The sequence below is a fragment of the Cloacibacterium sp. genome, from assembly GCF_047601505.1.
In the GTDB taxonomy this organism is placed as follows: domain Bacteria; phylum Bacteroidota; class Bacteroidia; order Flavobacteriales; family Weeksellaceae; genus Cloacibacterium.
In genome coordinates this window covers 2,808,424-2,828,569 of sequence record NZ_JASGJD010000001.1, presented here as the reverse complement: position 1 = coordinate 2,828,569, position 20,146 = coordinate 2,808,424, and the positions used below count along the sequence as shown (strand labels likewise).

Annotated in this window: 18 protein-coding genes and 2 pseudogenes; 7 read left to right on the top strand and 13 right to left on the bottom strand. The window is 31.9% G+C overall.

The genetic code is table 11. The features are described from left to right. Positions 1–358: 358 nt before the first annotated feature. The 12 genes and pseudogenes from QM746_RS12875 to QM746_RS12820 all read right to left on the bottom strand — a co-directional run bounded on the left by QM746_RS12875 (position 359) and on the right by QM746_RS12820 (position 9,804). Positions 359–1,153 (bottom strand): NAD(P)H-binding protein, encoded by a 795-nt coding sequence (locus tag QM746_RS12875; RefSeq protein WP_414984599.1) that lies wholly within the window; start codon positions 1,151–1,153, stop codon positions 359–361. A gap of 21 nt (positions 1,154–1,174) precedes the next feature. Continuing rightward, positions 1,175–2,230, bottom strand: a pseudogene (locus QM746_RS12870) (NAD(P)-dependent alcohol dehydrogenase). Between the two features lie 13 nt (positions 2,231–2,243). Next, complete coding sequence (locus QM746_RS12865; protein ID WP_414984598.1) at positions 2,244–3,413, bottom strand: cupin domain-containing carboxymuconolactone decarboxylase family protein; 1,170 nt, start codon at positions 3,411–3,413, stop codon at positions 2,244–2,246. 1 nt (position 3,414) lies between these two features. Beyond that, entirely contained in the window at positions 3,415–4,269 is an 855-nt protein-coding gene (locus QM746_RS12860) for a hypothetical protein (RefSeq protein ID WP_414984597.1), read from the bottom strand. 5 nt (positions 4,270–4,274) lie between these two features. After that, positions 4,275–4,475: a hypothetical protein gene (locus tag QM746_RS12855; protein ID WP_414984596.1), complete on the bottom strand. Its 201-nt coding sequence runs from the start codon at positions 4,473–4,475 to the stop codon at positions 4,275–4,277. Positions 4,476–4,484: 9 nt separating this feature from the next. After that, a pseudogene (locus QM746_RS12850) lies at positions 4,485–4,814 on the bottom strand (nuclear transport factor 2 family protein); the annotation flags it as partial. Between the two features lie 18 nt (positions 4,815–4,832). Beyond that, entirely contained in the window at positions 4,833–5,009 is a 177-nt protein-coding gene (locus QM746_RS12845; RefSeq protein WP_414984595.1) for a hypothetical protein, read from the bottom strand. An 11-nt stretch (positions 5,010–5,020) separates the two neighbouring features. Then, entirely contained in the window at positions 5,021–5,866 is an 846-nt protein-coding gene (locus QM746_RS12840; protein ID WP_414984594.1) for an aldo/keto reductase, read from the bottom strand. A 19-nt stretch (positions 5,867–5,885) separates the two neighbouring features. Then, positions 5,886–7,013, bottom strand: a complete 1,128-nt coding sequence (locus QM746_RS12835; RefSeq protein ID WP_414984593.1) for an aldo/keto reductase — start codon at positions 7,011–7,013, stop codon at positions 5,886–5,888. A 15-nt stretch (positions 7,014–7,028) separates the two neighbouring features. Further along, positions 7,029–7,862 (bottom strand): aldo/keto reductase, encoded by an 834-nt coding sequence (locus tag QM746_RS12830; RefSeq protein WP_414984592.1) that lies wholly within the window; start codon positions 7,860–7,862, stop codon positions 7,029–7,031. Between the two features lie 166 nt (positions 7,863–8,028). Next, a complete protein-coding gene (locus QM746_RS12825; protein WP_414984591.1) occupies positions 8,029–8,613 on the bottom strand; it encodes a flavodoxin family protein in 585 nt (194 codons plus the stop codon). A gap of 63 nt (positions 8,614–8,676) precedes the next feature. Beyond that, positions 8,677–9,804, bottom strand: coding sequence for an aldo/keto reductase (locus QM746_RS12820; RefSeq protein ID WP_414984590.1), 1,128 nt, complete (start codon positions 9,802–9,804; stop codon positions 8,677–8,679). A 591-nt stretch (positions 9,805–10,395) separates the two neighbouring features. Here QM746_RS12820 and QM746_RS12815 point away from each other — a divergent pair. The 7 genes from QM746_RS12815 to QM746_RS12785 all read left to right on the top strand — a co-directional run bounded on the left by QM746_RS12815 (position 10,396) and on the right by QM746_RS12785 (position 17,932). Beyond that, entirely contained in the window at positions 10,396–11,226 is an 831-nt protein-coding gene (locus tag QM746_RS12815; protein WP_414985155.1) for an IS982 family transposase, read from the top strand. A gap of 470 nt (positions 11,227–11,696) precedes the next feature. Then, positions 11,697–11,990 carry a hypothetical protein gene (locus tag QM746_RS12810; RefSeq protein ID WP_414984589.1) on the top strand — a complete coding sequence of 98 codons (294 nt, stop codon included), beginning with the start codon at positions 11,697–11,699 and terminating at the stop codon, positions 11,988–11,990. Between the two features lie 358 nt (positions 11,991–12,348). Further along, complete coding sequence (locus tag QM746_RS12805) at positions 12,349–13,356, top strand: LacI family DNA-binding transcriptional regulator (RefSeq protein WP_414984588.1); 1,008 nt, start codon at positions 12,349–12,351, stop codon at positions 13,354–13,356. Between the two features lie 36 nt (positions 13,357–13,392). Then, the gene (locus QM746_RS12800; protein ID WP_414984587.1) at positions 13,393–14,307 is read left to right on the top strand and encodes a carbohydrate kinase family protein; all 915 of its coding nucleotides are present in this window, start codon (positions 13,393–13,395) and stop codon (positions 14,305–14,307) included. Positions 14,308–14,326: 19 nt separating this feature from the next. Beyond that, a complete protein-coding gene (gene fucP, locus QM746_RS12795) occupies positions 14,327–15,565 on the top strand; it encodes an L-fucose:H+ symporter permease (protein ID WP_374360748.1) in 1,239 nt (412 codons plus the stop codon). A gap of 1 nt (position 15,566) precedes the next feature. Next, positions 15,567–16,961: a carbohydrate porin gene (locus QM746_RS12790; protein ID WP_414984586.1), complete on the top strand. Its 1,395-nt coding sequence runs from the start codon at positions 15,567–15,569 to the stop codon at positions 16,959–16,961. A 131-nt stretch (positions 16,962–17,092) separates the two neighbouring features. Further along, positions 17,093–17,932: a sugar phosphate isomerase/epimerase family protein gene (locus tag QM746_RS12785; protein ID WP_414984585.1), complete on the top strand. Its 840-nt coding sequence runs from the start codon at positions 17,093–17,095 to the stop codon at positions 17,930–17,932. Between the two features lie 84 nt (positions 17,933–18,016). On the opposite strand, the gene QM746_RS12780 is transcribed toward QM746_RS12785, so the two are convergent. Next, positions 18,017–20,095 (bottom strand): TonB-dependent receptor plug domain-containing protein, encoded by a 2,079-nt coding sequence (locus tag QM746_RS12780; RefSeq protein WP_414984584.1) that lies wholly within the window; start codon positions 20,093–20,095, stop codon positions 18,017–18,019. Positions 20,096–20,146: the final 51 nt, after the last annotated feature.

Here is a 20,146-nt window from a genome sequence, read left to right as displayed (position 1 = left end):
AAATGACAGTATCAATAAAGTTTTTTGCTTTGTATCTGTCTTCTAAATTGGTACAAACAGCAATTCTCTAGTAGGTCTTGAAAGTCCAAAGTTCCCAACTTTTCTTAATTTTTGAGCAAATACCAATTTAGCAACAGTAGGATAGTTTTGTTTAATAAAAATTTTATTTGTTTATATGATTTTCTCTTTTAGAAATGTTTAACAAATTTACTTGAAATAAAAAAAACGCAACCTACATAAATTACTGAAATACCTACCATTATTACTGATTATGAAATAAAAAATCATTTAGAATTAGGTTCTAAATGATTTTTTCAATGGAAAAATTTTATCCAAGTTTTTTCTACTGAAAAAAATGTTACAATTTACTTATGCCAACATTATCATTGCTATAATTTTCAGGATTTTGTACTACTGTAGCCACAAATGCCGCAATACTTTTACGGGAAACTGCGCCACCTATTTCTGGTTCAGGTTTATGAGTAATGTGATAGTCTATTTCATTGCCATTAGTAAACCATTCAGGACGGATGATGGTATAATCTAATCCTGATACTTCAATAATATCCGCCAAAGCACGGTAAGGCTTCAACACACTACTTATGGGAGTTTTATAAATACCGATAGAGCTGATGGCAATTACTCGTTTTACACCATTCTCTTTCATTGCTTTTACAATATTATTGGTCATTTTTTCCAAATCTCCTGCAAGGTTGATATATACAATATCTTGACCTTTTATAGCTGTTGAAAGTTTTGGGTAGTCCATCACATCGGCTTTCACTATGGTTTTTCCTGTTGTATCGTTGATGATGCGGGTTTTATCTCTCACTAATAAAGTAAGGTGTACATTTGGTACATTTTGCAAGGTATCGATAACATATTTTGCTAAACTTCCACTGGCACCTATTACAATTACATTTTTCATTTTATTTGATTGTTTTTGCTGAGAAAATAATGTGAATGAAAATATCATTAAAAGCAATAAGCTTAAATTATTTTTCATAAATTTTTTTTTTAATATTATTTTTTTCGAAATAATCGTCAGAGTCAATCTGTAAGAGTTTTCTTTTCTTTTATCTTCTTCAGTTACTTTAAAAATTGAAATTGATTTTTTTCTATAGAAAAGCAATGGCAAAATTTTCATTACCATTGTTTATTCTACTTTATTAAATTATTTTTCTAACGAAGCCATATCAATAACAAAACGATACTTTACATCTCCTTTTTCTAAACGTTCAAAAGCTTTGTTTATATCCTAAATGTTAATAATTTCACTTTCTGCTGTAATGTTATGTTCAAAACAAAAATCTAACATTTCCTGAGTTTCAGCAATACCTCCAATATTAGAACCAGCAAAACTTCTTCTTCCGCTCACCACATTGAAAGCTCCAATTTCTAATGGCTCTGGAGGAAGCCCCACCAAAACTACTGTTCCGTCGTGACGAAGCAGATTAAGATAAACATTTACATCGTGTTTTGCAGAAACTGTATCTACGATAAAATGTAATTTTCTGTTATATTTTGCCATTGCTTCTGCGTCAGAAGACAAAACAGCTTCGTCTGCTCCTAATCTTTTTGCATCTTCAACTTTACTTGGAGAAGTTGTGAAAACTACCACCTCAGCGCCCATTGCTTTTGCAATTTTAATCGCCATATGTCCCAATCCGCCGATTCCTAAAACTCCTACTTTTTTGCCAGGACTAGCTCCCCAATGTTTCAAAGGAGAGTAAACCGTAATTCCAGCACAAAGCAAAGGTGCTGCTGCTGCTAAATTTTCAAAAACTGGCATTTTTAGTACATATCTTTCATTACAAACATATGTTTTAGAAAATCCTCCGAAAGTATGTCCGCCAGATATTTTATCTGGACTATTGAAAGAAAAAGTTACTCCTTCATCACAAAATTGTTCAATTCCGTCTTCACAATATTCGCAGTGTCCACAGCTATCAACAATACAGCCAACTCCTGCCAAATCTCCAATTTTAAAATTTTTAACATGAGCTCCAACAGCTGTTACACGTCCTAAAATCTCGTGTCCCGGAACTATTGGAGGAGGAAAAGCTCCGAAATCACCTTTAATTTGGTGTAAATCACTATGGCAAATTCCGCAGTATAAAATTTCGAACTCCACATCATGAGGTTGAACAGTTCTTCTGGTAATTGTAATTTCATGTAATGGCTCTTCTACAGCCGTGGTTCCGTATGCTTTTACTTCTTGTGTTTCCATTTAGTATATTTTTTTAATTTTTATAAGGTAATATTTCATTTAAACATGCAATTGCATTCAAAGTTCTAGGATAGCCCACATAAGGCAATAATTGTGTTATTAAATTAATTAAATCTTGACGAGAATTACCCACGTTGGCATTACCTTGAATATGTCCTTTTATTTGATTTTCTGTTCCTCCTAAAGCAATAAGAAAAGAAAGTGTTACCATTTCTCTGGTTTTGGCATCTAAACCATTTCTTGTGACATAATCTCCAAAACAATTTGCAGATAAAAACTCTTGAATATGCAATAGGTCTTTTGGAGAATTTTTATACATATCATCTATTCTGTTTCCAAAAATATTCTTTTGAATACCTAATCCTTTTTCTAATCGATTGTTAGGATTAGTGACGGCCTGGCTTTCTAATGGCAAGTTTATATTGTTTTCAAGAAAAACTTCATTGGTTACAGTAATAAAATCAATTACTTTAGAAATCCCAACATAAGGAACGGCTTGGTATAAAACTTCTTTAATTTCAACTGGTGAAACACCAACATTTAAAGCTGCATTCGCAAACATTCTGTACTCTGTTAAAGACTGGCTTCCAATAGTTGAAGCTAAAATTAAAATTGTTCTAAGTTTCACATCCATTTCATGATGAGATATTACATCATCAAAAGCAAAATTTTCGAATATTTCTATTAAATCGGGGTCTGTTTCTTTAATTTTAGAAATATAATTGGGCCAAAGTTCTTCGTGATTCATAATTGCTTTTGTGGACAACCTATTTTCTACCTCATAAACAGGAGTTTTAAACGAATTATAATCTGCATCATTTACGGGTTCATACCATTCAGTTTTATCTTTATCAACATCAGAAATTATAGCAATATGTCTCATGGAATTATTATGGGAAGCTCCGTGCCAATGTTTTACATTTTTAGGAATTTTTACAACATCTCCTTTTTGTATCAATTGGATGGGTTTTCCTATTTCTTGATAATATCCTATTCCTTCAATCACAAATAAAATCTGTCCTGAAGTATGAGAATGCCAATTGGTTCTGGCTTTTGGCTCGAAAGTTACCGTTCCTATATTCACATTATATCCTTCATCTGGTTTTACTGCCATATTAAGCCAAACGGTTCCTGTAAACCATTCTTTTGGAGCTTGTATCCCTTTCTGAGAAAATGAATTCATGTTAAAATATTCTTTTTTCATCATTAAGCCACTTCAATATAATATCTGCCACTTCAAAACTATTAGTATCCTGCATAATCATGTGTGAGTTTCCTTTGATGCCTACTTCTGGAAGGTGTAGCATTTTTGCTTTACCTCCTGCTTTGTTAAGGTTGTTTACAAAAGTATTCCAGCCTTCATAATAGTTGTTCCAAGAATGTCCGGGAACACCGGTGTCATTTTTCAGGTTATCCCCAAAGACAACCAAAACCGGAATTTTGATTAATTTTTTCAATTGCTCCTCTGTATATCCGGCTCCGGTTCCTCCTGGCTCTACCAATATCAAAGCATCAAGTCCTTCAGTATCAAGTAAAGCTGCTTCCACGGGAAAAGCACCCGATTGAGAATGGCTTACCAATACAGTATGTTTCAAATCTTTAGCAAGAGTTGAAAGATTTTGATACGTTGGGTTTGGATTAGGAACTGTTCCTGCAAGAAAAGGCACACTTTGTTTAGAAAACTCATCCAGTGACTTTACCGGATATTTTGCATTTTCTATCGGTTGGTTATCCGCTAAACCAATTCTGAAATTCACCACGGTGTTTTCGTCTGAAATACGGATGATGCCAGGCTGTTGGTCGGGTTCTATAGATTTGCTTCTTACGTTATTATACGATTTTTGATTGAATCCTGAGCGACCGGCACCTACTTGGTCAACCCAATAAGCCGGATAACCTTTACGAACAAAATATTCATTCCAGCCCATCCTTCCATCAGGTGTAGTTTCCCAAGTTTTTCCTGTAAGGTTCATCCCGTGAATAAAAACAAACGATATATTACCTTTGCGTTCTTGAGGAACCATATAATTAACATACATTTGGTTTACTGTAAGGTTTCCGTCAGGAAAAAAACTCCAACTTCCGTACGGGTTTGTATTTCCTTATTCCCACCTACATAAAAGCTTCCTTGTGCTTTTAATACTAGAGGTTTTTGCTCTGTTTTTATTTGATATAATTGTTGTGCATTAAAGCTTAGTGATATAAAGCAGAACATTGTCAGCCAGATATTCTTTTTATTTTTCATTTTTTCTAATTATTTAACTTCTTCAGATTCTGTTCTTACAAAATTTGATATTCGCTTTTTGATTAACCAAATACCATTTTCTTTTACAAAATCGTCTTTGTAAATGGTGTACATTGTAATTTTATTTTGCTTTCCGTTTTGTTCGCCAACTAAAATTACACGACAATATGAGGTTGCTTTAGCAGTAGTTGCAGTTAGTTCATCAATAGTTTGTTGCCCATTTTGATGATAAACTGTGTGGAAGCCTGCGAGAAATCCTGCGAATCTCTCTTTTAGTTCCTTTCTACCTTTTAAATCAGAAGAAAGTTGACCATTTGAATAAGATTGCACAACTCCGTCTTCTGTGAAAAGTAAAACCTACTTATCTATTTCTTTGGTATCTGCAAGGTTAGAAAATATATCTACAACTTGTTTTATTGCCATTTTATCTTCAATGGCTTGAATTTTTGATTCCATTTTATTTTGTTTGTTGTTTTGTGAGTATCCAGCAATTGAAAATGCTGTTAAAAAAAATACTGTTATTATCTGTTTCATTTTTACTTATTTTAAAATTTATAACTGCTAAGGCTCTTTACCATGTCAGGATTATTGTGGTTGAAAAATTGACTATCTCTTGTGTCTAGTTTCATAATTGCCATCATATCACTAGCGCTTAATTCAAAATCAAAAACATCAAAGTTTTCTATTATTCTCTCTGGAGTTACTGATTTTGGAATAACAATTACATCTCTTTGAATTAACCATCTTAAGATAACTTGAGCTACAGATTTTCCATATTTTTCACCAATAGAAATTAGTAATTCATTATGAAATATATCATTTCGTCCTTCAGCAAATGATGCCCATGATTGTACTTGAACATTATTGTCTTCTAAAAACTCTTGTGTGTCAATTTGTTGATGAAAAGGATTCACCTCAATTTGATTCACCGCAGGTGCAAAACCACTATTCACAATTAAGTCCATTAATCTGTCAGGCTGAAAATTGGAAACCCCAATAGCTCTAATTTTCTTTTTTTGATTTAATTCTTGCATTGCTCTCCAAGAACCAAAAATATCTCCCATTGGTTGATGGATTAAATATAAATCCAAATAATCTGTTTGTAAATTATTTAAAGATTTTTCAAATGCTTGAAACGTTTTTTCATACCCTGTATCTTGAATCCAAAGTTTAGTCGTAATGAAAATCTCTTCTCTAGGAATTCCACTTTTTCTAATCGCATCACCTACAGCTTTTTCGTTTTGATAAGCTGAAGCCGTGTCTATTAATCTATATCCTGCTTCCAAAGCAGTCAAAACACTTTGTTCACATTCTTCCAAATCCGTGATTTGATATACTCCAAATCCTAGAATTGGCATTTCTATATTATTGTTTAATGTTAATGTTTGCATTTTGTTTAAATTCTATGGATTAATTGTTAAAGACATCGCTTTGAGCCTTCAATTGTGGAGTAGTATCTTCTCCCATTACTTTAAACGTGGCATAACCATCATCTAACTTTTTAATATCTTCGATAGAGAGTTTAAGATTAATTGCACCAATATTTTCTTTTAGGTGAGATGATAGAGTAGTACCTGGAATTGGAACAATGAATGGTTTCTTAGCTAATTGCCAAGCAAGATTAACCTGCCCAGGAGTTGCGTCATAAAGCTTACCAACAGATGCTAATAAATCTACCAAAGCATAATTATGTCTAATTGCTTCTGGTGTAAAACGAGGAAGATTAGGACGATAATCATTAGGAGCAAATTCTTTCCCTGTTTTAAATCTTCCGGTAAAAAATCCCATTCCTAATGGGCTCCATGGTACAAAACCAATACCCAGCTCTTCACAAATAGGTATTACTTTAGATTCTGAATTTCTTGTCCAGAAAGAAAATTCATTTTGAATTGCTGTAACAGGATGAACAGCGTGTGCTTTACGAATTGTATTAGGACCAACTTCTGAAAGACCATAATGTAAAATTTTCCCTTCTTGAATTAGATCTTTCATAGTTCCCGCAACTTCCTCAATAGGAATTGTTTTATCCAAACGATGCTGGTATAATAAATCAATTCTATCTGTTTTCAATCGTTTCAATTGGGCTTCTACCACTTTTCTAATGTGTTCAGGTTTACTACTTAACCCGTTAATTTGTTTCGATTCTGGATTAATGTCAAATCCAAACTTAGTAGCGATTACTACTTTATCGCGGATTGGAGCCAATGCTTCCCCTACAAATTCTTCTGAAATAAATGGACCATAAATTTCTGCAGTATCAAAAAACGTTATACCTTGTTCATATGCTTCTCGCAATACTTTTATAGCGGCCTCTTTATTTACCTGAGGTTGATAAAACCAACAAAAACCCATTGCTCCGAAACCTAAGGCAGAAACTTCTAATAATCCTAGTTTTCTTGTTTGCTTATTTTTGTTTGACATTACTTTTTTATTATTTTCGTTAAAAACTGATGCTAATGCTGAGTTACTTACAGCTAATCCTGCTGCTATAAGAGTACTTTTTGCAATAAAATCTCTGCGGTTGATGTTATCTTTCATTTTTATTTAATTATATTAATAAGAAGCGAATCTTTGTCTGCGGTCTAATGCGTTTAGTCGTTGCATTTCAGATTCTGCTAATTCAAAATCAAATATGTTAAAATCTTCTTGTATGTGAATTGAATTTCTTGATCCTGGAATTGCGATATTACCAGCTTGTAGTTGCCATCTCAGTATTACTTGATATGGTGATTTACCGTGGGCAGTTGCAAGAGATGTAACTATTTCATTCTGCGAGAGTGTAGAAATCCCATTACCACGTCCTCCAAGTGGAAACCAAGATTCCATTATTGTACCAAGAGGAGCAACATATGATTTTACAGAGCGACTTTGGTTATAAAGGTGCGTTTCATTTTGGATAATTGCAGGCTTAATTGTAGCAATATTCATTAATCTATTTATGTCAGATTCATAAAAGTTAGAGATACCAATTGAACATATTTTTCCTGCTGCAACGCCACGTTCCATTGCTTGATAAGCATGTTCATCATTAGGAGCTGAGTGATGAAGTAATAACAAGTCTATATAATTAAGTCCGAGCCTTTGAAGTCGTTCATCTATTTCTTCATCTGCACGATAAAAATCTGATGTCCAAAGTTTTGTGGTAATGAATATTTCTTCACGTTTTATTTCAAAATCTTGTATTGCCCGTCTTATACCTTCTCCTACACCACGTTCATTACCATAAATGTCTGCTGTATCAATAAGTCGTATACCAACTTTAAGTGCATTGTAAACAGACTCCTCTGCTTGTGTTGTACTTAGTGTATATGTACCAATTCCAATAATTGGCATTTTATGTCCACTATTGAGCAATACTGTTTTTGTATTGAAGTCAAATGGGTTCACTTTGCTCTCTCCACCAATATTCTCAAAGTTGTCAATTCCACTAATAAGATCTCTTTTACTGCCACATGCAGCAATAAGCAAAGCGTTTCCCGCTAATAAAATACTGGTTGTTAAGAAATTTCGTCGATTTATTGAATTAATTTTTTCCATTTTTTGTACTTCTTAATCAAAATTTTAAACTACTTAACCATTGATTAACTGATAGTCTTACTTGAACTTCTTTCTCTCCTTGTATTACGAATATAACTCCATCTCGTTCTATTCCACCTTGCACAGAAAAGGCTTCAAGAACCTTGCTGTTGGGACATAATTGATTAATTGTATCAATACAACTTCCCAAACCATAACCTGCGTTTGTGTTAAAAGGCACTACGGTCTTTCCTTTTAAATTATACTGCGTTAAAAATGTTTTCATTGGAGGAGGTAAACGCATTCCCCAAGTAGGGAAACCAATAAAGACAATGTCGTATTGCTGAATGTTATTTATAACTGTTTTAAGAGGAGGTAAATAGCCCGAAGTATTTTCGTTAGAAACTTTTTGTACTGTTGCCTGATAATTTTCAGGATAAGGAGTTTGCAATTCTAAAGACACCAAATTACCGCCAACCTGTTGCTGTATCATTTTTGCAACAGCTTCTGTATTACCTGTTCTAGTAAGATAAACAATCAATACTTTTTTTCCATTTATACTATCTATTGGAACAACTACAGCATCTTCTGCTTTTGCACAACTACAAAAGAAAAAAAGCATTAGTGCTACTTGAAAAATTTTTTTCATGTTTTTTTATTATAAACATTATCAAAAACTTACATCCTACCTCCATCTGGCACCTATCACTTCTATTTGGGCTACTTCTTCATTAAATTGTTTAATTTCTGCATCTGTAAACTTTATATTTACGGCGCCAATATTTTCTTCTAAGTGACTCATTTTTGAAGTTCCTGGAATAGGGACAATCCACGGTTTTTGTGCTAAAAGCCATGCCAAAGAAGTTTGTGCAATGGTTGCGTTTTTCTTTTCTGCCCAAGTGTTAATTAGCTCTACTAATTTTAGATTTTTTTCTCGTGCTTCGGGCGCATAACGCGGAATGCTATCACGAACATCACCTGTTTTATAATCTTTGGTTACGATACCCGTTAAAAATCCTGCAGCTAAAGGTCCCCAACATGCCAAACCAATTCCTAATTCTTCTAATGTTGGAATAATATCCTTTTCAACACCTCTCCATAGCACAGAATATTCGCTTTGTAAAGCTGCTAATGGCTGAACAGCATGAGCTTTACGAATATTTTCTGCATCAGCTTCGCTCATTCCGAAATTTCGTACTTTACCCTCTTGAATTAAATCTTTTACCGTTCCAGCAACTTCTTCAATAGGAACATTAGGATCAAGCCTATGTTGATAAAATAAATCCACATAATCTGTTCTCAGTCTTCTTAAAGAACCTTCAATTACTTTACGAATATTCTCTGGTGTACTATTTCTACCACCGATATTTTTACCTGTTAGTTGATCAAAAGTGCTAAACCCAAATTTGGTTCCAATAACAACTTCTTTACGAAAAGGCTGTAAAGCTTCACCCACAATTTCTTCATCTAACAAGGGACCATAGTTTTCTGCAGTATCAAAAAATGTTACCCCTTTATCATACGCTTGGCGAATAATTTTGATAGCATCTTGTCTTGACGGTGGAGTAGCGTATACTTTAATCATCTCCATACAGCCTAAGCCAACAGCAGAAACTTCTAGGTTTCCTAATTTACGTTTAGGTAAAACATTATCAAATTTTTTCTTTTGTGAATTATTTTTCGCATCATTGCCGGTAGCTGCAAAAGCTTTTAACAAAAAAGAACTCCCTGCAAATATTCCAGAGGTGGCTAAAGTAGATTTAGCCATGAAATCTCTTCTTGAAAAACTGTTTTTTTTATTGTTATACTCCATTTTTCATTATTTATTTTGTGAAAACAAAATTCTAAAATATTTGATAACAACAATTTATACGAATTACTTTTTTACTTACCAATATTACTGATTCTTAATTTTAAGCATAAAAAAATATATTTTTTGAATTAAATATTTTGAATAATGGATGTAATAGTGTTAGCGATTATAATACAGTATGTGGATAGAAAACTTTGCATTCTTAGGTAAAAGGGTTTTCCTCGGAAATGGAAAGCTGGGACAACAGTTAACATGAATTTTGGTGTATGCTATTTTTTAAAAGATGTTGTTTGCATTAATAGTGATAACGGAGGCTATTGTATTAAAAATTTGTTGGAAAAATAAATTAATAAGCTCCAGAGCATCTTATGATACTAATAATTTATAGATTGTTAGATTCAATTTTATTACCAGATGTTGGGTGGCGAAAATTAGAAAATGTGCCTTATTTTTTAAATATTAACTCGTAGTGCATTATAAAAAGGTTGCTCAAATAACTAGAAATTAGTATATTGTATTGATTGTCAATCAAATACGATTATAAACAACCTTGAAGCAAGTTACAAATTAGTTTTAAATAATTTAAGAGAAATTTCTGAAACTGAAAATTTTTATTTTAAACCGATAAAACCAAAACTATCTGATATAGAGTCGATTAGTTTGATTATATTGGCTGAATTTAAGTCAATTGATTCAGAACATCAACTTTTTAGAGATATAAAAGATTTTGAAATTGAACCAAAAATTGAAAGAATTGTTTATAACAGAAGGAAACGAAAACTATTTCCTTTTCTAAAAGAAATAAAAATGAAAATGGTGGATAAATTTAATGAATCTGAAAACTATTTTATAGTAGACAGTATGCCTTTGGAAGTATGCAAAATATCGCGTTCTTCTAGAAGCAAGATTTGTAAAGATGTTGACTATGCTTATCCCAACAAAGGATTTTGTGCTTCGCAGAACCTACATTTTTATGGATATAAATTCCATGCAGTTTGTTCTATTTCTGGTGTTTTTCAGAGTTTTGATATTTCTCCTGCATCTGTTCACGATATTCATTATTTGCAAGATATTAAGCTTCAAATGTCAGATTGTGTGCTGCTTGGAGATAAAGGTTATTTATCTCAAACCATTCAATTAGATTTATTCAATGAAGTGAATATAGAATTAGAAACTCCTAAAAGAAAAAATCAAAAAGACTACAAACCACAGTTTTATCAGTTCAAAAAATATCGGAAAAGAATTGAAACCATATTTTCACAACTTTCTGACCAATTTATGATTAGAAGAAACTACGCCAAAACTTTTGAAGGTTTTAAAACAAGAATTTTGGCTAAAATTACAACGCTTACAACTATTCAATATCTGAATAAATTTGTTTTTGATAGAAATATAAACAACCTAAAAATAAATCTAGTTTGATAATGCACTACTAGTTTTTAAAGTGATTTTAGACCTTTTTTTGTTTGAGTAATGTAAGCCAATATCTAATCTATATATGAAGAGAAATCTGCACTTTTTTTCGAGGATAAATTTACGATTATTTTTGTAAATGAAGTGTTTTTGTGATTTTTTTATATTTTTTAGTGGTTATTAATGTAAAGAAATGAATGAAATTGTGAATTTTGAATGATAATTAAGTTTTTTGAAAAAACACTGACATTATTGCATATCATATAATATGAAAATTTAAACGAAGAAAAATAAAAAAATTACTTAATTATAATTTATTAATGTTCAAATAACTAGCTTCAAAATCTTTTAAATATCAAGGAAATGCCCATTTTATAAGGTTTTTTGGCATAAAAATTGTTTGTAGAATAATCTCTGTTGATGTTCAACATATTGTTTAATCAATTGTTAAAAGTTTAGCAAAAATTTAAATTATAACCATGATTTTTCTTTTAGGAGTAGTTGCCGTTCTAATGTTGCTGATTGTTATTAAATTTACAATTATTTTAAAGCAAAAATTCTCAAAAATTTATCTTACGAGTAAATACAAGTCTTATTTCAGTCATCAATTAGATACTTATGATGAAATGATTGCATATAAAAGAATGAATTTGCGACTTAATTATACTGATATTGTCATTTTGTTTATCTCGCAGATATTAATTTTTATTGTTCTCACAGGATTAGGAGCATTAATTTTATTTTATGCTTATCAATTTTTGAGATATAATTAATACTTATCAGTTTTTTAGAAGAATTAATTTATCTAATTTTTTCAATCCACTATCTTCTATTTTAACAACATTATATCCTCATTTAACTGATTTTAATCATTTTTATTAAAAAATCATTACTTAAACGATTAACTAAAATGTTAATCTAGATTGTATAAACTTCATTTTGCGTTAATATTTCTTTAACTTTTAATAAATTATAAAGTTGATATTCATCTGAATATCAATGTTTTATTGTGTTAATTCTGATTTTTTGAAAATTTTGCGAAAATACATTTTTTTTGAAAACTGCAAAAAAAAATCAAATATTTTTTTAGAAAAAATAACAATATACTTTTGTGCTGTTAATTAATAGTTTATGAAAAGAACTTCCATTAAAGACATAGCCCAAATTGCACAAGTTTCTGTTGCTACGGTTTCTTATGTTCTTAATAATAAGGAAGGACAAAAAATAAGCGAAGCAACTAAAGAAAAGATTTTTAAAATTGCCGAATCTATAAACTATAAACCTAACAAAATTGCTAAAAGTTTAAAAACGAATAAAACGAAACTTTTAGGATTGATAGTGGCAGACATTTCTAATGAATTTTACTCCACATTAGCTAGAAAATTAGAAAATAAAGCTCTAAAAAAAGGGTATACATTAATTATTGGAAGTTCTGACGAGAATGCTGAAAAATTCCAAATGTTGATTGAACTTTTTTCTCAACAACAGGTTGATGGTCTTATTATAGCTCCAGTTGCTGGTTCGGAAGTAGCTCTTAATCAGTTAATAAAAGAGGAGTACCCTGCTGTAATGATAGACCGTTATATTAATAATACAAAAATTCCTGCGGTATTAATTAATAACAAAGAAATATCTGAAGAAGCAACTCAGAGGTTATTAGATAAAGATTTTGATACAATAGTTTACATTGGTTATCAAACAACTATGCCTCATCTTTTGGACAGAGAAAAAGGATTTGATTCTGCTATTTTGAATTCAGAAAAAAGTGTAAAAACAGAAAAAATTCTTGTAGGTATAGAGAATACTTCTGATGAAGTTAAAAATGGAATTAAAAATTTACTAGATAATAAAGTTAGCAATACTGCATTATTTTTTTCTAGTAATAAATTGGCTGTAGCAGGTCTTAAGTATCTATTAATTAATAATATAAAAGTTCCGGAAGAGGTTTCTGTTATTGCTTTTGATGAAACGGAAGCATATAATTTGTTTCCAACAGAAATTACCTATATAAAACAGCCTTTAGAAGAAATGGCAGATGAAACAATTACTATTTTAGATCATCTGATTACAGATTATAAGTCTCTTGAGAAAACCAAAATTCTTTCAACTCAAATTATTGAAGGAAAATCTATCAAATAATATTTTTTTAACAACCAACTTAAACGTTTAACTAAAATGAAAAATACAACTCAACCTTACATTGTTAGCTTCGGAGAAGTTCTTTGGGACATCTTTCCAAACGGAGAAAGAGCTGGCGGAGCACCTTTTAATGTGGCTTATAATACCTTTAAAATGGGTACAGATATTAAAATGCTAAGTAAAGTAGGAAGTGATGAGCTAGGCGAAAAATTAGTAAATCAAATCAAAAATTGGGGAATCACTACAGAACTTATTCAGACAGACGAGAAGTTTTCTACGGGTACTGTAATTGCAAATTTCGACGAGAATAACGAAGCTCATTATGATATTGTACAAAATGTAGCTTGGGATTTTATAGAAATTCTTCCAGAGCACGAAGAGATTATTAAAAATGCTGAAGCCTTCGTTTTTGGTAGTTTGGCTGCAAGAAACGAAACTTCTAGAAAAACCTTGTTTCAACTTTTAGAATGGGCAAAATTCAAAATTTTTGATGTGAATTTTCGTCCTCCTTTTGTTGATGTAGAACTTATAAAAACTTTATTGCACAAGTGCGACTTGGTGAAAATGAACAAACCAGAATTGCGCAATATCATAGAATTTCTTGGCGAAGAATATATAGACGAAGAAACTGGTGTAAAACACATTCAAAGATATTTCAATATTAATGAAGTTGTTTTAACTAAAGGAAGTAAAGGGGCCAGATATTTTGTAGGAAACCAAAGTTATACTTTTTCGGCAATTCCTATCACAATTGCAGATACTGTAGGAAGTGGAGATTCTTTTTTGGCTGGTTTTTTACACAAGAGAATTCAAGAAAAATCGCCCGAAGAAATAATGAAACAAGCCGTTTCTCTGGGAGCTTTTATCACGTCTAAATTTGGCGCTTGCCCAGATTATAACTACGAAGAATATAGAATTTTCAGAGAAAATCAATATAAAAAGTCTGTTTAACTGATCAATTATTTTTATTATGAATAAAGCAAAATTTACAGAAAAAAGATACATTGTGGTTTTATCTTTTGTAATCTCCTTGTTTTTCTTTTGGGCAATTGCTCTTACAATGGGAGATGTATTGAATAAACATTTTCAAAATGTTTTGAATATTTCTAAATCAAAATCGGGTTTGGTACAGTTATCTATTTTTGGAGCTTATGCCATAATGGGAATTCCGGCAGGGCTTTTAATGAAAAAATATGGTTACAAAGTAGGAGTTATTATAGGCTTAAGTTTATTTTCTCTTGGGTCATTTTTATTTATTCCAGCAGCCAACCAATCATCGTTTAATTTTTTCAGATTTGCACTTTTTATTTTAGCCCTTGGAATGGCAACTTTAGAAACGGTGGCTCATCCTTTTGTAGCAGCTTTGGGAGACGAAAGAACCAGCGACCAAAGAGTTAATTTCGCACAATCTTTTAATGGTTTAGGAGCTATTATTGGTCCGTTAATTGGTGGCTTTTTTATTTTTGGTGGTTCTGGAGAATCAAGCGATTTAACTTCTGTAAAAACGTTGTACACTTGGATTGGGGTAATTATTCTTGTCATTACCATTGTTTTTTCTTTTATTAAAGTTCCAGATTTGAAAGATCCTCATGCTAATGAAGTTCATCCTGAAGAAAATACTCTTGAAGATAAAAATAATTATAATCCAAATGCGCCTCTTTGGAGACAGAGACACTTTATTTTTGCTGTTGTAGCACAGTTTTTTAATATCGCAGCACAAGGCGGAACGTGGGCATTTTTTATTAATTATGGTGTAGAAAAAGTACATATCCCAGAAACTCAGGCTTCATATTATTTTTCGTTGAGTATGGCTATGATGATGATTGGACGTTTTTTAGGGACTTTTTTAATGAAATTTATAGCTCCGAACAAGTTATTAGCCATATTTACGGCTTGTAATATTGTACTTTGTCTTATCATTTCGCAAAGTTTCGGTTGGATTTCATTTATTAGTTTGATATTGCTTAATTTATTTTTGAGTGTAATGTATCCTACCATTTTCAGCCTTGGATTAAAAAGATTAGGGAAAAATACTCAACAAGCTTCTTCTTTTCTTGTGATGGCAATGTTTGGAGGTGCTGTTTTCCCTCCAATAATGGGAAAAATAGCAGAAACAGATATTGCTCATGCGTATTTATTGCCAATAATTTGCTACGTTGTAATTATTGTTTTTGCAGTGAAGTTTTATAAGCCTAAAACCATTAAATAATATGAAAACGCATTATTTAATGCTTATTTGCTGTCTTTTTACAGCAATTGGCGGTGGTTTTAATGCTCAAATAATAATAACGAACAAAAAGTTTTCTTTTGGGACAACCGGAAGAATAGGAGCTGGTTTTTCGCCAAATTCTAACGGAAATACAGGCAAACAACTTAACTTAAGTAATCAAGGTTCTTTAGGAGGAAGATTAGATCAAAATGATTATGTAGATTTTTTACCAACAATACATTTTACTCCTGTTGTAGGAAAAGACAGTACTCAAATTGATTTTCAAACGAGACTCAGTTTCTATTCAGGAGGTACTTTTCTAGGAAATGTAGATACCAAGTCTAATAATGGGATGATAGTAGCTCTGCCCGAAGCTTTTGTAGAAGCCAGAAATATAATGGGTACAAAATGGGATTTTTGGGCTGGAGCAAGATGGTTGAGGTACGATGATATACACATTGCAGATTATTTTTATTTTGATGACCATTCTGCAACTGGATGGGGCGTAAAATATAAAAACACACGTTTTTCTATGTTTTTTCCTGCGGCTATAGATACTTTGGCTACTAATTCTACTCCTTATTCTTATACCAATATTATAAGTGGGGCAAAGAATCTTGTATATAGACAACGCGAGGTGATGGTATTAGAACATTCTATGTTTTTTAAAGAAAATACATTGAAACTTCTTGCAGAATATCATAATGTTAGCAAATCTGGAGAAAATTCTGTAGAGAACTATCCTTCGGATAACGGTTGGGTAATTGGTGCAAAACTAAGCAGTAAACTTAAAACTAAATTGCCAGGCTCTTTTAACCAAGTTTCTTTAAGATATGGAAGCGGAATTGCAAATGGAGGAGATGGCGGTAATACACAAACTTGGAGAACTTTCGGAGCGCCAGATGAAATTACAAAAACCTATAAAGGAGCTTATTCTATAACTTTTGTAGAACATTTACTTTGGAACATTTCTTCAAGATGGTCTGTAAATCCTTATTTTGTTTATACCAAATCCAAAGGAGGTTCTGATAGCAATAATAAAGCTATAGATTATTATAAAAGAGAAATTTTCAATAAAAAAGAAGAATTTAACACCGGTGTAAGAGCTACTTATTATTTCAATAATTGGTTTCATATTTTGTCAGAATTGCATTATGCCAATAGAAAAGACGGTACACAATCTCCAGCTACAATGTGGAAAATTGCTTTGGCTCCAACTATTGTTCCAACTGCAGAAAGAAGCGTTTGGGCAAGACCTCATATTAGATTTATAGCAGAATTAGCAAAGTATAATAAACAAGCAACAGATAACTTATATTCGGCCTTTTTGCAACAAGCTGGCGCTAAGAAAATTGGTACTTATTTTGGCGTGAGAGCAGAATGGTGGATTTTTTAGATTATCATTTGTGTGTTTCCGCACAGATGTTTATTTAATCAGAAATCTTTGAAAAGTCTGTGTGGGTTTTTACACATAAAAATTATAAAATAAAAAATAATTATCTTAAAATCAATCAAAAACAAAAATATATGAATATTAAAATAGGAGCTTCGCTGCTCTCTTGGATTACTCCAAACTGGAATGCAGAAGCTGGGAAATATGCCATAGAACAAACAGCAAAAGCTGGCTTTGACCTTATCGAAATTCTATTGCCTAATTCAATGGAAATTGATGCGAAAGCCATTAAAAAACAATTGAAAGAGAATCATTTGGATGTAGTTTGTTCTCTAAATTTACCTAAAGATGCTCACATTGCTTTTTATCCTAAAGAAGCAGAAAAATTGATAAAAAATGCAATTGATAAAACTTCAGATTTAGAAACTAACTTTTTGGGAGGTGTTTTGCATGGAGGAATTGGCGTTTTTTCTGGAAATCCGTTGAGTGAAACCGAGAAAAATACTATTGTAGAAGTGTGGTTTTCTGTGGCAGATTATGCGAAAGAAAAAGGAGTTAATATTGCTGTAGAACCTATCAATCGTTATGAATCTTATGTTTGCAATACCGCAGAAAATGTTTTAGAATTAATAGAAAAAACCGGAAAAGATAATTTATTTCTTCATTTGGATACTTTTCACATGAATATTGAGGAGAATAATTTCCGCGACCCTATTTTATTGGCAAATCAAAAGTTGAAACACATTCACGTTACAGAATCTCACAGAGGTATGCTTGGAGAAGGAACTGTAAATTGGAATCAGTTTTTTGATGCTTTAAAAGAAATTAATTTTGAAGGGAATTTGGTTTTAGAAAATTTTTCATCTTCAATACTGGGCATGCAACAAATGGTTTCTTTGTGGCAAAAATCTCCTTATAATGCAGAGCAACTAGCTTTAGGAAGTCTTAATTTTATCAAACAAAATCTTATTTAGAAGCTAGACAATAATTCTAGATTAATAAATGAAAATGAAAAGAAAAGGCTGTCTCAAAATTATCTGATGACGGCCTTTTTATGTTTAGAATGTAGCAGCTGGAGCTGTGCTGTTATTCAGTTTTCTATCTAAATTTGTTTTTTTACCTTTAGAAAAATCATAACTTAAACCGAGAATAAACATCGATTTGTTGTTCCAAATTTGGTTGTGACGAGAGTAATTAACAAGGCTCTGCGAAAGACTTTTCGTTTTGTAATCTGATGGCATTCCTAGCCAATACATTCCTGTGCAAAAAGTCCAGTTTTTTAATTTGTAATTTGCAAAAACATGGTTGGCATTTTCGTTGGTTCTCAAAAAAGCGCCATCAAGAGTATAAATAGGGATGTTGAACTGATATTCTATACTGAAAGATTTATATTCTGAAGAAATGCCAAAATTATTGCCAATGTAATCATTTTTTATAAGTTCGCCTTTACTTGTTCTTACCGTTTCCGAAGCAGGAGAAATTACCGCTTTTAAAACCAATAAACTGCTTTCGAAAGGTTTGTAAGAGCCAGACAATTGTACGCCGTATTGTTGAGAATTTTTAGCATTTTCATACGTTAAAGCATAGCCTCCAAGTGTATTTTCCAGTACATAATATTGGTTAATAGCTCTATTGGTGTACCAATAAAATAAATTGGCATTAAAATCAAAATGCTTGTTGTTGTAAGAATAGATAAGGTTGTTGCCCCATCTTTGAGCAGATTTAAGATAAGGATTTCCCTTTTGTACGATATTCGGAGCCATTTGTACTACGTTGCTACTAAGGGCAGAGCTTCCAGGACTTTGAGGTTTGTAAGAACTTGTAAAACGCAGATTTTGATTGTTTTTTAGAGTATAACTTAAGATAACTTTTGGTGTAAAAGTCCATTCGTCATCTACATTTTCAGCACTTTTGTTGTGAATATTGGTAAGGCCAGCGCCAATTCGGTAAGAAAATTTGTCTTTTTTACCAGAATATTCGGTGTAGAAATATTGTTCCAGATAGTTTACTTCATATTCTGAAAATCCCGAAAGATTTTGCAAATCATTAGAAATAGAAGTATTAGAAACTCGATAACCAGACGAAAGTTTTCCTTTTTCAAAACTATGAATGTGTGCTAATTCGCCTACAATTCCAGATTGTTTTGCTTTCAGATTCATGTCGTTATCATAAACTGAAGTATTGTTGGTGTTAATCCATTCTTTAGCTAATTCAGAGGTGTTTGTAGTGAAATAAGAGCCTACAATGTTAAAACTTAATTCATCTTTTTTACCTAAATTTTTAGAAAAATACAAGTCTAAAGTAGGTTTGGTATAATCTGAATTACCATTTTTGAACATGCTGTGCTCTTCGACGGTATTGTCTTTATAGAAAGCACTTTGTCCGTTACCTTTTACAAAACTCGTGAATAAATCAACATTCAATTTTGCCTGAAAAGCATAATTATCTTGTACCAATCTGGTATATCTTAGCGCAATATATTGGCTGGTGTAACCAAAATGGTCTTTTTTATCTTCTTCGGAACGATAATGAGAGTTGTTTAATTGATAGTCATAAATACTTTTTACCGTTCGGTTGTCATAATCTCTTAAATTGATAGAATATTCTGCCCCGAAATCGTTTTTTCCTTTTGTGTAATTGGCATACGCAGAACCATTCACAAATCCTGTATTTAATGCAGAACTTACATCTGCACCGTAAACATAACCAGTTTCTGGATTTCTGGTAATAACGTTTACCACAATGTCTGCTCGGTTTGCCCATCTTGCTGGCGGAATGTCGTAGTATTCAACTTTTACCACGTTGGCAGGTTGTATGCTTCGGATTTGCATATCGCTGGCTTCAATTCCGTTGATTAAAAATAAAGAGGTTCCTCCTTTTGTACTTTTTAAGGTGTTAGAAATTGGGTCTAACTGAAGTTCGGGTAAAGTTCTAAGTAAATCTTTTGCATATCGTGCTTTTTCTAAAGCTTCTTTATCAAAAGTGTAAACAGCACGGTCTGCAAATTGTTTTTTCTTTTGAGATTTAAGAATAATTTCCTGAATTTCTTTGGTCTTTTCTAAGGTGTCAGTTTTTTTTTCTTGAGCAAATGCAATTGCGCTACAAAGTAGTAAAATTGAGAAAATTGTCTTCTTCATATTTATCGGTTTATTTATTAGACAACTTTCGCTAGTGTTTTGTTACATTTT